General features: G+C 36.0%; 11 protein-coding genes. 7 read left to right on the top strand and 4 right to left on the bottom strand.

The features are described 5' to 3' along the window. Positions 1-81: 81 nt before the first annotated feature. On the bottom strand, positions 82-3771 hold the full coding sequence (purL, locus tag BZG02_RS10600) for a phosphoribosylformylglycinamidine synthase (protein WP_101261401.1): 3690 nt from the start codon (positions 3769-3771) through the stop codon (positions 82-84). Positions 3772-4281: 510 nt separating this feature from the next. Between purL and mce the strand changes: the two genes are divergently transcribed. The 7 genes from mce (at position 4282) to BZG02_RS10565 (ending at position 11734) form a co-directional block, all read left to right on the top strand. After that, positions 4282-4686 (top strand): methylmalonyl-CoA epimerase, encoded by a 405-nt coding sequence (gene mce, locus BZG02_RS10595; RefSeq protein WP_101261400.1) that lies wholly within the window; start codon positions 4282-4284, stop codon positions 4684-4686. Between the two features lie 35 nt (positions 4687-4721). Further along, positions 4722-6278, top strand: a complete 1557-nt coding sequence (locus BZG02_RS10590; protein ID WP_101261399.1) for an acyl-CoA carboxylase subunit beta — start codon at positions 4722-4724, stop codon at positions 6276-6278. Between the two features lie 12 nt (positions 6279-6290). Further along, positions 6291-6641 carry an OadG family protein gene (locus tag BZG02_RS10585; RefSeq protein WP_101261398.1) on the top strand — a complete coding sequence of 117 codons (351 nt, stop codon included), beginning with the start codon at positions 6291-6293 and terminating at the stop codon, positions 6639-6641. A gap of 5 nt (positions 6642-6646) precedes the next feature. After that, positions 6647-7069, top strand: coding sequence for a biotin/lipoyl-containing protein (locus tag BZG02_RS10580; protein ID WP_101261397.1), 423 nt, complete (start codon positions 6647-6649; stop codon positions 7067-7069). Positions 7070-7101: 32 nt separating this feature from the next. After that, positions 7102-8736 (top strand): sodium ion-translocating decarboxylase subunit beta, encoded by a 1635-nt coding sequence (locus BZG02_RS10575; protein WP_245868079.1) that lies wholly within the window; start codon positions 7102-7104, stop codon positions 8734-8736. Positions 8737-8964: 228 nt separating this feature from the next. Then, the gene (locus BZG02_RS10570) at positions 8965-10191 is read left to right on the top strand and encodes an aldolase/citrate lyase family protein (RefSeq protein WP_101261396.1); all 1227 of its coding nucleotides are present in this window, start codon (positions 8965-8967) and stop codon (positions 10189-10191) included. Continuing rightward, on the top strand, positions 10148-11734 hold the full coding sequence (locus BZG02_RS10565; protein ID WP_218972216.1) for a citrate lyase subunit alpha: 1587 nt from the start codon (positions 10148-10150) through the stop codon (positions 11732-11734). The genes BZG02_RS10570 and BZG02_RS10565 overlap by 44 nt, the downstream gene beginning before the upstream one ends. 51 nt (positions 11735-11785) lie before the next feature. Here BZG02_RS10565 and BZG02_RS10560 read toward each other — a convergent pair whose 3' ends face one another. The 3 genes from BZG02_RS10560 to BZG02_RS10550 all read right to left on the bottom strand — a co-directional run bounded on the left by BZG02_RS10560 (position 11786) and on the right by BZG02_RS10550 (position 13849). Beyond that, positions 11786-12010, bottom strand: coding sequence for a (2Fe-2S)-binding protein (locus BZG02_RS10560; protein WP_101261394.1), 225 nt, complete (start codon positions 12008-12010; stop codon positions 11786-11788). Positions 12011-12127: 117 nt separating this feature from the next. Beyond that, positions 12128-12907, bottom strand: a complete 780-nt coding sequence (locus BZG02_RS10555) for an HD domain-containing protein (RefSeq protein WP_101261393.1) — start codon at positions 12905-12907, stop codon at positions 12128-12130. Between the two features lie 144 nt (positions 12908-13051). Beyond that, positions 13052-13849 carry a sulfite exporter TauE/SafE family protein gene (locus BZG02_RS10550; protein WP_101261392.1) on the bottom strand — a complete coding sequence of 266 codons (798 nt, stop codon included), beginning with the start codon at positions 13847-13849 and terminating at the stop codon, positions 13052-13054. Between the last annotated feature and the right edge of the window lie 66 nt (positions 13850-13915).

The raw sequence follows: 13915 nt of genomic DNA, 5'->3' as shown, positions 1-13915 counted from the left end.
CGAATTGATTTAAAAGTTTTTAAATAGAGCAAAAAAATACCCCCTTAAAAAAGGAGGTATTGTATATTTAAGTTGTTGACTTTATTGATGTTCCATAATCCATTTCTTTGCATTCACAAATGCTTCAATCCAAGGAGAAACTTCATCAGCTACACGATTTTCATCGTAATGAGCCCAGTTCCATGGGTAAGTTGCTCTTTCAAGATGTGGCATCATTGCTAAATGGCGACCATCATTCGAGGAAATAGCAGCAGTTGCGAAAGGAGAACCGTTTGGATTGGCAGGATATTGATCAATATTGTATTTCATTGGAATTTGATACTGATCTTCACCGTAAGGCAATGCAAATTTACCTTCTCCGTGAGCAACCCAAATACCTAATTTACTTCCTGCTAAAGACGAAAGCATTACCGAGTTATTTTCCTGAATGGCTACACTTACAAATCCCGATTCGAATTTATGTGATTCGTTATGTAGTAGTTTTGGATGCTTTTCATGATCTGGATAAATTAATCCTAGCTCAGAAATTAACTGACAACCATTACAAACTCCCAGACTTAAAGTATCCTTTCTAGCATAGAAATTATCAAGCGCTTTTTTCGCTTTTTCATTGTAAAGGAAAGCTCCGGCCCAACCTTTTGCAGAACCCAATACATCCGAGTTAGAGAATCCTCCAACAAAAACAATCATGTTTACGTCCGATAAATCTTCACGTCCGGCAATTAAATCTGTCATGTGAACATCTTTAACATCCATACCAGCCAAGTGCATCATCCACGCCATTTCACGGTCGCCGTTAACCCCTTTTTCACGAATGATAGCAGCTTTAACACCCGATTTTTCTTTTCTTTTTGGATCGATACCGTATTGTGCAAACTTTCCTGTGAAGTTGGCTTTGAATTTATATTCCAAAGCATTTTCCTTGTACGATTTGAATCTTTCTAGCGCTAGTTTATTGCCAGATTGATTTCTATCTAACAAATAGGAAGTTTTGAACCAAAGATCGCGAAGCGAAGGAATGTCTAAATGAAGTACTTTCTCCTCTTTCGAGATATTCATTTTTCCAGCTTCGGCAAGGGTACCAATTACATGAAATTTAATTCCTTTAGCAACAAGAATTTCGGAAATAGTTTCCAGTTCCTGAACTTGGAATAGAACACCGGGGTTTTCACTAAATAATACTTTGATCAGATCATTTTCCTCAATGCTGGAAAGGTCAATGTTCGCACCCAGTCTGTTGTCAGCAAAACACATTTCCAATAAAGCAGTAATCATACCACCAGCCGAAATATCATGACCAGCAAGAATTTTACCATCTATTATTAATTGTTGAAGTGTTTCAAATGCCTTCGCAAAATAGTCGGCATCTTTAACATCTGGAGTTTGTGTACCTAATTTATTTACGATTTGTGCAAAACTACTTCCCCCTAATTGGAAATCATCTTTCGAGAAATCCATATAAATAAGATGAGATCCAGTTACTTTTTTCAGTACCGGAGAAATCATTTTATTAATATCAATTATTTCACCAACGGTGGATATAATTACAGTTCCTGGAGAATAAACAACATCGTCTTTTCCATATTTTTGAGTCATGGAAAGAGAATCTTTGCCTGTTGGGATATTAATTCCCAATTTAATCGCAAAATCGCTGATGGATTGAACGGCCTGATACAAGCGAGCATCCTCACCGGCATTTTTACAAGGCCACATCCAGTTTGCCGATAATGAAACACCTTTAAGTCCTTGCTCAATTGGAGCCCAAACCATATTGGTTAACGATTCGGCAATGGAAAGGCGAGATCCGTTTTCAGAATCAACTAAAGCGGCAATCGGAGTATGTCCAATAGAGGTGGCAATTCCTTTCTCACCTTGAAAATCGATAGTAACCGCACCTAAATTGTTCAAAGGTAGTTGAAGCGGACCAGCACATTGTTGCATGGCAATTTTTCCAGTAACCGATCGGTCTACTTTATTTGTTAACCAATCTTTACAAGCAACAGCTTCTATCTGAAGCACATTTTCGATGTATTCTTCTATTTTTGATGCATCGTGTGTAACAGCTTCAAATTTTTCATGTAGTGAAGTATCGGTAAGTACCGTTTTTGGAGGTTTGCCAAACATTTCCGAAAGAGCAAGGTCGATTGGATTCTGTCCGGTTTTTTTATCTTCAAAAGTAAATCTCATATCTCCAGTTGTTTCACCAACTTGGTAAATAGGAGCCCTTTCTCGGTCGGCAATACGCGTTAAAAGCGCAACATCTTTTTCTTTAATAACCAATCCCATTCTTTCCTGAGATTCGTTACCAACAATTTCTTTCGCCGAAAGAGTAGGGTCGCCAACCGGAAGTGCATTTAAATCAATTTTACCTCCGGTCTCTTCTACTAATTCCGACAAGCAATTTAAGTGTCCACCTGCACCATGATCATGAATTGAAACAATAGGATTTTCGTCTATTTCGGCCATTGCTCTAATTGCATTACAAACCCTTTTTTGCATTTCAGGATTCGAACGTTGCACGGCATTTAATTCTATCGAATTCGTAAATTCTCCCGTTGCAACAGATGAAACAGCACCACCGCCCATTCCAATTCGGTAGTTGTCACCACCTAAAAGAATTACTTTATCGCCTTTTTCTGGAACGTCTTTCTGAGCTTGCTCTAATTTTCCGTAACCAATTCCTCCGGCTTGCATAATTACCTTGTCGTAACCGTATTTTTTATTGTTTTCGAAATGTTCGAAAGTAAGTACCGATCCACAAATAAGCGGCTGACCGAATTTATTTCCAAAATCACTTGCTCCGTTCGATGCTTTAATTAAAATTTCCTCAGGAGTTTGATACAACCATTTTCTTGGGTCGGTAGCATTTTCCCATGTGCGCGATGCTTCTAGTCTTGGATAAGAAGTCATGTAAACAGCTGTTCCAGCCATTGGTACTGATGCTTTTCCTCCAGCAATTCTATCTCTAATTTCGCCACCAGTTCCTGTTGCAGCACCATTAAATGGTTCTACCGTTGTTGGGAAATTATGTGTTTCCGCTTTCAGCGAAATAACAGTATTAATATCTTTGGTTTGAAAGAAATCTGCTTTGTCATGAGAGACAGGAGCAAACTGTTCCATTTTAGGTCCTTCTAAAAATGCGCAATTGTCTTTGTAGGCAGATACAATGCGGTTATGATTTAATTGAGATGTTTTTTTAATCAATTGAAAAAGGGAAGCTTCTTTTTCTTCGCCATCAATAACAAATACTCCGTTAAATATTTTATGCCGACAGTGTTCGGAGTTTACCTGCGAGAAACCAAATACTTCCGAATCGGTTAATTTTCTACCTATTTTTTCCGAAACGCCGTCTAAATAATCAATTTCTTCACTACTAAGAGCCAAACCTTCTTGTTGGTTGTAAACTGCAATATTTTCAATATTTATAATAGGTTCTGGTTGCTTTTCAATGGTGTAGATATCTTGACCAATTTTGGTGTAAAAAGCCTGTAGCATTGGATCGTATGCCGCTTTTTCATTTTCTACCTTATTAAATTCTTCAATTCGAAGAATTCCAGAAATTCCCATGTTTTGGGTTATTTCAACTGCATTTGTACTCCAAGGAGTAATCATTTCCTTTCTTGGGCCAATAAAAAATCCCTCTAATTCATCTTCTTGAATTTTTGTGGCATCCCCGAAAAGCCACGAAAGCTTTTTAAAATCCAAAACATTCAATTGGTTAGTTGTCTGAACAACAAAGTGTACTTCGTCTTTTTGGAAGAATAGTATCATCTTAGAGTCTACTTATGAAATTTATAATAATGGTTGAAACCTTTTTCAAAATGCAAATATAGGTAAAAGACTTTACACAAGCTTACAAAATGAGTCCCCTAAGTCTATCGAATTTTAAGGGGATACGATATCAATGCAGAATGATAAAATGGAAGTGTTAGTATTTATACCTAATCGCTAATGTTTACCAAAGACATATTTGAGAGGGAATATGTTGAGAAATAGTAAAATAAATTTCTCTATTAAGTGAAAAGAGAGTTTCTTTGGTCGCAAATTAGTTGGAAACTTTTCGAATTCTATTTTTTACGCAAAGGTTTTCGATCTTTTAAATTCTAAATAAGAGAGTTTAGAGGATATTTTGAGCTTATTTGTTTGATTTTTAGAAGTAAAGTGAGATCTTCTCGTTTTGCATACATGTTGAAAAACAACTTTTATAATGTTACAGATCATTGATTGCCGTTTTTCAATTTGATATTTTTGCAATCATCATTAATTTAAAATATATCTATAATGAAACCATCGCATATTGAACATATCGGTATAGCTGTAAAAAGCTTAGAAGAAGCAATTCCATTTTACGAAAAAGTTTTGGGTTTGGAGTGTTACGCAGTTGAAGAGGTAGTAGATCAGAAGGTTAAAACCGCTTTTTTTAAAGTTGGAGATACCAAAATTGAATTGTTGGAATCAACCGATCCAGAAGGTCCAATAGGTAAGTTTGTTGCAAAAACAGGCGGAGGAATGCATCATATGGCATTCGCTGTTGAGGATGTTCAACAAGCACTAACTGATGTTCAGGAAGCTGGCTGTGAGGTGATTGACAAAACTCCTCGTAATGGAGCAGAAGGTCTTAAAATCGGATTTCTTCATCCAAAATCAACTCAGCGTGTATTGACTGAGATTTGTGGTAATAAATAAGAATACTCAATAAATATATAATAACTCATTTAGTTATGGCTAGTCAGGATAAAATTAAAAAGTTAATTGATTTAAGAGCAGAGGCTAAGCTTGGTGGAGGTGAAAGTAGAATTGCATCTCAACACAAGAAAGGCAAGTTCACAGCTCGCGAAAGAATCGATATGCTTCTTGATGAAGGAAGTTTCGAGGAATTTGATATGTTTGTATCACACCGTTGTACTAACTTCGGTATGGAGGAAACAAAATTTTTGGGCGATGGTGTTGTTACCGGTCAGGGAACAATCGACGGACGTTTAGTTTTCGTTTTCTCTCAGGATTTTACAGTTTTTGGTGGATCGTTATCTGAAACATTCGCACAGAAAATTTGTAAAATTATGGATATGGCAATGAAGATGGGCGCACCAGTAGTGGGTCTTAATGATTCAGGAGGAGCTCGTATTCAAGAAGGTGTAACTGCTTTGGCAGGATATGCTGAGATTTTTGAAAGAAATATTCTTGCTTCAGGAGTAATTCCTCAGATTTCTGCAATTTTTGGTCCTTGTGCAGGTGGTGCTGTTTATTCTCCAGCTCTTACCGATTTTATCATGATGACAGAAGAAAAGTCGTACATGTTTGTTACCGGTCCTAAGGTTGTTAAGACGGTTACAGGTGAAGATATCTCCGTTGAAGATTTAGGTGGTGCTAAAATGCATGCTACTAAATCAGGAGTATCTCATTTCATGGTAGAAGATGAAGAAGAAGGAATCATGATTGTTCGTAAGCTATTGTCTTACATGCCTTCTAATAATTTGGAAGAAGCTCCAATTACAACTTGTACAGATCCAATCGATAGACTGGATGATATTCTTAATGAAATCATTCCAGCAAATCCAAACATGCCTTATGACATGAAGGATGTAATTTATTCGATTGCCGATGATGCAGAATTTTTGGAAGTTCATCGTCACTATGCAAAAAACATTATTGTAGGTTTTACTCGTATGGGTGGAATGTCAGTAGGTGTTGTTGCTAATCAGCCTAGTTTCCTTGCAGGTGTACTTGATATCGAATCTTCAAGAAAAGCGGCTAGATTTATTCGTTTCTGTGACTGTTTCAATATTCCAATTTTAACATTGGTTGACGTTCCTGGTTTCCTACCTGGATCAAGTCAGGAATTTGGTGGTATTATTACTCATGGAGCGAAATTAATGTTCGCTTATGGTGAAGCTACTGTTCCTAAAGTAACTATTACTCTAAGAAAATCTTACGGTGGAGCTCATGATGTAATGTCTTGTAAGCAACTTCGTGGTGATTTAAATTATGCATGGCCTACAGCTGAAATTGCTGTTATGGGAGCAAAAGGTGCAATTGAAGTACTTCACGGAAGAAAAATGGCTGAATTAAACGATGCTGATAAAGCGAAGTTTATTACAGAAACTGAAATTGAGTACAACGAAGCTTTTGCTAATCCATACAATGCAGCATCTTACGGTTATATTGATGATGTAATTGAGCCACGTAATACACGTTTCAGAGTGATTCGCGCATTCCAGTCTCTTCAGACTAAGAAGCAAGTGAATCCACCTAAAAAACATTCTAATATTCCATTATAAAAAAAACGTTCTATGTTAATGAATATTTTATCTATAGGAAGTCAAGGTGGATGGACTGTTGCTATTGTAGGTTATTCCATTGTATTTCTTGCATTGGTACTACTAGTAATTGTTTTTGTCAATTTGCCAAAACTCTTCCATCTTAACTTAAGAAAAAAGTTGATGAGAGAAGGCAGATCTGGCGCTGAAACTGATGATTTAAACATCGAAGGTGGTGTTAATGCTGCTATTGCAATGGCCTTGCACATGCACTTTAACCAAAACCACGATGATGAAAGCAATATCATTACAATTAAAAAAGTTACTAAGAATTATTCTCCATGGAGTTCTAAGATTTATGGAGTAATGAATCAACCAAGATAAGCAAAATGAAGAAGTTCAAATTTACAATACGTGGGCAAGAATACGATGTGGAGATCAAGGATTTTCAAGGATCGAATGCCAAAATTGAGGTGAACGGAACGAGTTATGATGTGGATGTGCATGTTGCAGATAAATCATCAAAAACTCCAAGATTGGTTCGCAAGCCGGTTGTTAACAAACCAGGCGAAGGTAACATCAAAAAAGGAGCAACAGGTGCTTCAACAGTAAAGGCACCACTTCCAGGTAGCATTATTAAAATTAACATTGCAGTTGGTGATTCTATCAACCCAGGAGATACTCTTTTGGTGATGGAAGCAATGAAAATGGAAAATAATGTGTTAGCCGAAAAAGGAGGAACCGTTAAAGCCATAAAGGTTGCAGTTGGCGATAGCGTACTTCAGGATGACGTACTAATTGAAATAGCGTAACATTTTAATACTTAAAGGCAAAAACTATATAAATGAGAAAACTTTATTCATTGGTATTCTCAATGATTTTGGTAATGGGGTTAGCATTTAACTCCATTGCTCAAAAATCATCGGATACTGCAGAAAAATTGACAACAGGGAAATGGGTAAATCATGAAGATGGTTACATCCCAAATCCTGTTGGCGATTCCGATATAACAGTAAAAAGATATAAGATTTTCGAATTCAAAGTAGATAATACATTTATTATGGATTCGGTAAAGCAACGCTTTACAGGGAAATGGGAAGCACAAGGAGAAAATGTTATTATTAAATTTAATCCGCAAGTAGTAACTCATTTAGCTAAAAATTTAGATCCGAACTCAGGTTCGAATAATTATCTTTCAACAACAGAAAAACTGGAGCTTGGCACGCGTATAGCCAAAGTTGAAGGGGATATTCTGAAGTTTAAAAATGCAGACCTTAATTGTGTTAACAATTCAGGAGCGGTTGTTGGTTTGATGAATTTTTATGAATTCACAGGTTTCGCAAACGTTACACTTGGACATTTGTTTATGGTGTTAATTGGTTTGGTTTTTATTTTTCTAGCTATTAAATACGATTACGAACCCTTATTACTTATTCCGATTGGAACAGGTATTATTATTGGTAATATTCCAATGTTTCAAGCGGTAGATTTCAACTTGAAATTAGGTATTTATGAGCCAGGTTCGGTATTGAATATACTTTATTCGGGAGTGGTTAATGGTTGGTATCCACCATTAATATTTTTAGGAATTGGTGCAATGACTGATTTCTCTTCCTTAATTAGTAATCCAAGGTTAATGATTTTGGGTGCAGCTGCTCAGATTGGTATTTTTGCAACCTTTTTGGGAGCTCTTTGGTTGGGCTTTGCTCCACCAGAAGCTGGTGCAATAGGAATTATTGGTGGAGCCGATGGTCCTACCGCAATTTTCTTGTCGTCGAAGCTGGCAAATGGAATGAATGTAATGGCAAATGGTGAAACGGTTAAGAATCTAATTGGGCCTATTGCTATTGCTGCGTATTCGTACATGGCTTTGGTTCCGGTAATTCAACCTCCAATTATCAACTTATTAACAACCAAAAAGGAAAGAAAAATTAAGATGAAGCCACCACGTGCGGTAACTCGTCTTGAGAAAATTATTTTCCCTATCATTGGTTTGTTATTAACAGCTTTCATTTCTCCAACAGCACTTCCTCTATTAGGAATGTTATTCTTTGGTAATTTATTAAAAGAATCAACAGTGACAAATCGTTTGGCCGATACTGCTAGTAATGCATTAATTAATACAATTACTATATTGTTGGGAGTTACCGTTGGAGCATCTACTCAGGCGGATGTATTTCTTACTAAGGATTCAATCTTAATTTTTGGATTAGGAGCGGCTTCATTTATTGTAGCTACAGCGGGAGGAGTTATTTTTGCAAAAATAATGAATTGGCTTTCACCAAAAGATCGTCCAATTAACCCTATGATTGGCGCAGCAGGAGTATCTGCAGTACCAGATAGTGCTCGGGTTGTTCAAACATTAGGATTGCAAAATGATCCAACAAATCACTTGTTGATGCATGCGATGGCACCAAACGTTTCAGGTGTTATTGGATCGGCTGTTGCTGCTGGTATTTTATTGAGTTTCTTGATGTAATTTGCATCATTATAGATATTATAAAGGGGTTGTCGGTTTCGGCAACCCCTTTTTTTTGCTTTAAAACTTGACTATTGTCATTTTTTTTATCTCTTGTAAAAGCTTATATTTAAGTACATTAATTGATCAGATGTAAAAATGGTAATAAAAGGGGCGGTGGGAACTGATTATATGTTCTTATCTCCCTTTTTTCAGTTTGAAATTTTGGCGACCTAAATCTCATTCATTATGAAACGTGGAGAACAAAGTAGCGTGTCGGGAAATTGCGATTCCAAAAACAGAGGAGACTGTCTTATTAGTATGGAGTTAAAGTCATCGGGAGGTATCTGTTTGGAATTAGAATCTAAGGTTAAAGTTTTTTACGGGAAGTCAATCGAAAAACTAGTTAGGTCGATACTCGCTTTTTTTTCTATTGAAAATGCAAGGGTTGTACTGAAAGATAATGGAGCTTTGCCATATGTAATTGCGGCTCGAATGGAGGCCGCTATTAAGCAAATAGTTACTTCTAAGAAGGAGTTTCTTTTCGATTTTATTCCCGATAATTTATATACATCCAAGAAAGATAAGTTTCGATTTTCAAGATTGTATTTGCCTGGAAATAATCCGTATATGATGTTAAATGCCGGACTCCATCAGCCGAATGGTATTATTCTCGATTTGGAAGATGCTGTTGCAATTTCAAAAAAAAAGGAAGCCCGGTATATTGTTCGAAATGCTTTACGCTCTCAGAGTTTTTATGGAGCTGAGAGAATGGTTCGAATAAATCAAGGAGATCTTGGCATACAAGATTTGACTTTTATTGTGCCGCACAATGTTCACGTTATTTTAATACCTAAATGTGAATCGAAAAGTGATATTTGTCGTGTTGAACAGGGAATTGATATAATTAAGAAGGAAGAAAATATATTCAGGGATATTTTCTTAATGCCAATTATAGAAAGTGCTTTAGGTATCGAAAATGCCTACGAAATAGCTTCTTCTTCACAAAACATTGTTGCAATGGCAATTGGTCTGGAAGATTATACAGCTGATTTGGGAGTGCAACGAACCAATAGTGCTGAAGAGTCATTATATGCTCGCATGCGTTTTGTAAATGCTTGTCATGCCGCGAAGGTACAAGCAATCGACTCCGTTTTTTCTGATGTTGGTGATGTAGAGGCTTTGGCTGAAAATGTAAAAAGGTCAAAAGCGCTAGGTTTTCAAGGAATGGGTTGTATTCATCCTCGACAAATAGCTGTAATTCACAAAGGTTTTATGCCAAATTCCGAAGAAATTGAAAAAGCAAAGAAAATTGTAAATGCTTTTTATGAGGCAGAAAGGGAAGGATTAGCAGTAGTTTCTGTTGGAACTAAAATGGTTGATCCTCCTGTAGTAAAACGTCAGATAAAGGTGCTTGAATTAGCAATTAATCTTGGAGCATTATCTAAAGATTGGAGGAACGATTATGGTTGCTAAATGGGTTAAGAATGCGCTTGGACGAATGGTTCCGACGGAGATTAATGGGCAGGATTCTATTCCATTTATGGGAGTAGGTAAATTTAAGCCTCAAAAACGAAAGTATAACTGCAAAATACCATCCAATGCTGATTACCCTTTAGATGGTAATAAAAAAGTGAAAGATTTGAAAGAAGCCTTGCAAAAATCAGGCTTAGCAAATGGAATGAGAATTTCTACTCATCATCATTTTAGAGATGGCGACTTATTGGCTAATAAAGTGTTTGATATTGCTCACGAGATGGGGATAAAAGATTTAATTTGGTTTCCATCTGCTTCTTTCCCATGTCATGCTCATCTTATTCCTTATTTGGAGGATGGTACTATTGCTCGCATAGAGGGAAGTATGAATGGGCCATTAGGTAAGTATTGTTCCGAGGGAAAAATGAAAGGAGTGGCTATTTTGCGTTCTCATGGTGGAAGGTATCAAGCAGTTCAGGACGGGGAGGTTCATATCGATATTTCGATTATAGGAGCTTCTAGTGCTGATTGTTTTGGTAATGCAAATGGACTTAACGGCGATTCCGCTTCCGGTTTGCTGGGATTTGCTTTGGTTGATTCTCAGTTTGCAGATAAGGTAATTGTCGCAACCGATAACATGCTTACTTTTCCTTGTGTGCCTTGGCAAATTCAAGGAAATTTTGTCGACTTTACGGTGGAGATGGAATCTATTGGTATTCCCGAAAAAATTGTTTCTGGTACCACACAAATTACAAAAAGTCCAGATCGTTTATTAATAGCTGAGTTAACCGCAAGATTATGCGAGGAGGTGGGAATTATTAAGGAAGGATTTTCCTTTCAAGCCGGAGCAGGAGGTACTTCATTAGCAATTGGTGAATTTTTTCGCAAAATAATGAAAGAAAAGGGCATAAAAGCAAGGTTCGCTCGAGGAGGGAGTAATAAATATCTAGTTAAAATGCTCGAGGAAGGACTTATAGAATATATTTTAGATGGTCAAACTTTCGATTTGGAAGGAGTTCGTTCCATGCGGGAAAATCCCAATCATGTATGGACAAGCCCTTTTACAAGTTATAACTATCATAGTAAAGGTAATTTTGCCGGAATGGTTGATGTTGCAATTTTGGGAGCAACCGAGGTAGATGTTAATTTCAATGCCAATGTTGTAACCCATTCCGATGGGTACTTATTGCATGGTATTGGAGGTTGGCAAAATTGTTTGTTTAGTAAAACGGTTATTTTGCCAATACCGCTTTTCAGGAATAGAATTCCCGTTGTAAGAAAAGAGGTTACAACAATTTGTGGACCTGGTGAATTAATAGATGTTATTGTTACCGAACGTGGCATAGCAATTAATCCTTTGCGAAAAGATTTATTAAGAAAACTGAAGGGAAGTAGTTTGCCTATTAAATCGATTCAAGCATTAAAGAAAGAGGCAGAAGCCATATGTGGAGTTATGGATGAACTCGTTTTGTCCGATGAAATAGTGGCCGCTATTAAGTGGGTGGATGGAACCATTATCGATGTGGTTCGAAAAGTGGTATAGTACAAATTGCTATAAAAAAGGAAGCTTCGGAATTTCCGAAGCTTTATTATTTTACCAAAGTTTAAATTTACTTGGTGGAGTATTTTCAATTTTTACTGCCATTTTTGGAACTTCAGTATCTAATATGCTATTGATGTACCCAATGCATTTTCCACAACCTGTATTAGCTCCAGTGTACCTTCTAATTTCTTCTATTGTAGTTGCATTTTTCTGATGAATTGCATTATCTATGGTTTTTCTGTCTACCATCTGACAGTTACAAACTATATCCCTCATTGTTTTTCTTCTTTTAATAATAATCTGCTGTAAATATATACATTATTCGATTTAATCCATCGAATTCGAGGGTGTTATTTTTAATGATTCTAGATAACATTGAGGAAATAGGTTTTTTTAGAGCTGATTTTCAAGGTATATCTTCATCTGTCTGTACATATCGATTACAAGATCTTTTTTAGGGAGAGTCTCAAAAATTTGCTTTAAATAAGTTTTTTCACTCACAATCTTAAAGCTCTTTTTATACTTAAGATCAAAAATAAGAGACATCTGAGAAAGCTTTAGATCGTTTAGCGTAAGTACATCTTTAAAATCAACATGTTTTTCGTCGCAGATACTCTGATACAGCTTTTTAGAAATATCGGTTTTATCCAATAATTCCATTTCCAATCGTTTATTGTTTCCCTGTTTATTGTTTGAATAATAGTCGGAAACAATATGAAGGATATCAATTTTATCTGCATCCCTTAGAATTTGAACAAAAGGCAACAGATCTGCATCAATCGATTTTGGAAGAACCAACTCATTGTGATAGTTGATACATTCAATAACAAGCTTCGATTCCTCCTCTGTGAGTTCTGATAGAATATTATTTTCAGTGATGGTTGCAATACCTAGTTTAATGTGATTTATATCTTCGGTATCAGAAAATGTGCCATACTTAGCTAGTTGCTCAAATCTACCAACATCGTGCAATAAAGCAGCGATTTGTGCCAGAATAACATCAGACTCGTTTAAGTTTGCCTCTTCGCTAAGTTCTGCAATTAAATTAACTACACGAAATGAATGATTCCGCTTCAAATTAATATTAAGCTTAATTTCTTCGATCTCATTTTCAAAACCAGCAACATAGGAATTAAACCATGCTTCTATACTATTGTAGACTTCTTGTTTCACTTCTTAGTTGTTAAAAATTGAGCACAAAACTACTCTTTTTTATCCAATTTAGGAAGGGAAATTAACCAGTATTGATTTGAGGAAAATTAGTATAAAGACTACTACTTGATAAATGATTAAGAATAGGGTGTCAAAGAGCTTTAATTAAAGGTGAATTAAATTAAAAGATTGCATACAAAAGGTGAGAATAATAATTAATAATATCCACCGAATAAAATTAGCACCCCAATTTACTGCAAAATGGGAAGCAACATAAGCTCCAAATATGTTACCGATCGCGGCAATGGCTCCAATTCCATAATGAATTTGGTCGTTCATTATAAATATAATTAAGGCAAATGGACTGTATAATAGTACAATAAAAACTTTTAATGCATTTGCTTTTATCAGGTCGTATCCCATTTCAAGAACGAGAACACCAATTAAAAAAATACCAACACCTATATGAATAAAACCACCAAAAACTCCAATGGCGAAAAAAATAATAAATTGTTTAAGTCCAATTTTTTTTTCTTGAAGTATTTGTGATCCAACTAACCATCTGTTTGGTTTGAAAAATAATAGGAGTCCCATGAGAAGCATAACGCCGGCAACTAAAATCTCAAAAAAATCTTTGTCAATACTTATTGCTATCTGAGCACCCAAAATCGATCCAAGAACCGTAGGTAAAGCTAATTTGAATCCCTTTTTTAGCTCAAGAACGTTTTGTTTTTTGAAATTATAGGAAGCGACTAAGGTTTGTAGGATTACACCAAGTCGAATTGTACCATTTGTTATTGGGGCAGATAGACCTAAAAACATAAATAAATAGTAAGAAATAACTGTACCACTTCCAGCAATAGTATTTATAAACCCAACCGTAAATCCAGCTAGTAAAAGCAAGCAAATAATTGGAAAAGAGTAAATATTCATTTCCTGTAGCGATGTGAAAAGTTCCAGCATGACACTTCTTTTTTGTATCAAATTAATGACTTGAAGGTATAAAAACAAACGGTAGTTCTATGTGTT

Origin of the sequence: Labilibaculum filiforme (assembly GCF_002843315.1) — a bacterium.
Taxonomy (GTDB): domain Bacteria; phylum Bacteroidota; class Bacteroidia; order Bacteroidales; family Marinifilaceae; genus Labilibaculum; species Labilibaculum filiforme.
Note: the sequence above shows the minus strand (reverse complement) of the source record. Positions and strands in the feature narration are given on the sequence as shown.

Excerpts from the sequence above, each read along its gene's own strand:
- purL (WP_101261401.1), bottom strand. The coding sequence starts at position 3,771 with ATGATACTATTCTTCCAAAAAGACGAAGTACACTTTGTTGTTCAGACA.
- mce (WP_101261400.1), top strand. The coding sequence starts at position 4,282 with ATGAAACCATCGCATATTGAACATATCGGTATAGCTGTAAAAAGCTTA.
- BZG02_RS10580 (WP_101261397.1), top strand. The coding sequence starts at position 6,647 with ATGAAGAAGTTCAAATTTACAATACGTGGGCAAGAATACGATGTGGAG.
- BZG02_RS10585 (WP_101261398.1), top strand. The coding sequence starts at position 6,291 with ATGTTAATGAATATTTTATCTATAGGAAGTCAAGGTGGATGGACTGTT.
- BZG02_RS10575 (WP_245868079.1), top strand. The coding sequence starts at position 7,102 with ATGAGAAAACTTTATTCATTGGTATTCTCAATGATTTTGGTAATGGGG.
- BZG02_RS10560 (WP_101261394.1), bottom strand. The coding sequence starts at position 12,010 with ATGAGGGATATAGTTTGTAACTGTCAGATGGTAGACAGAAAAACCATA.
- BZG02_RS10590 (WP_101261399.1), top strand. The coding sequence starts at position 4,722 with ATGGCTAGTCAGGATAAAATTAAAAAGTTAATTGATTTAAGAGCAGAG.
- BZG02_RS10550 (WP_101261392.1), bottom strand. The coding sequence starts at position 13,849 with ATGCTGGAACTTTTCACATCGCTACAGGAAATGAATATTTACTCTTTT.
- BZG02_RS10570 (WP_101261396.1), top strand. The coding sequence starts at position 8,965 with ATGAAACGTGGAGAACAAAGTAGCGTGTCGGGAAATTGCGATTCCAAA.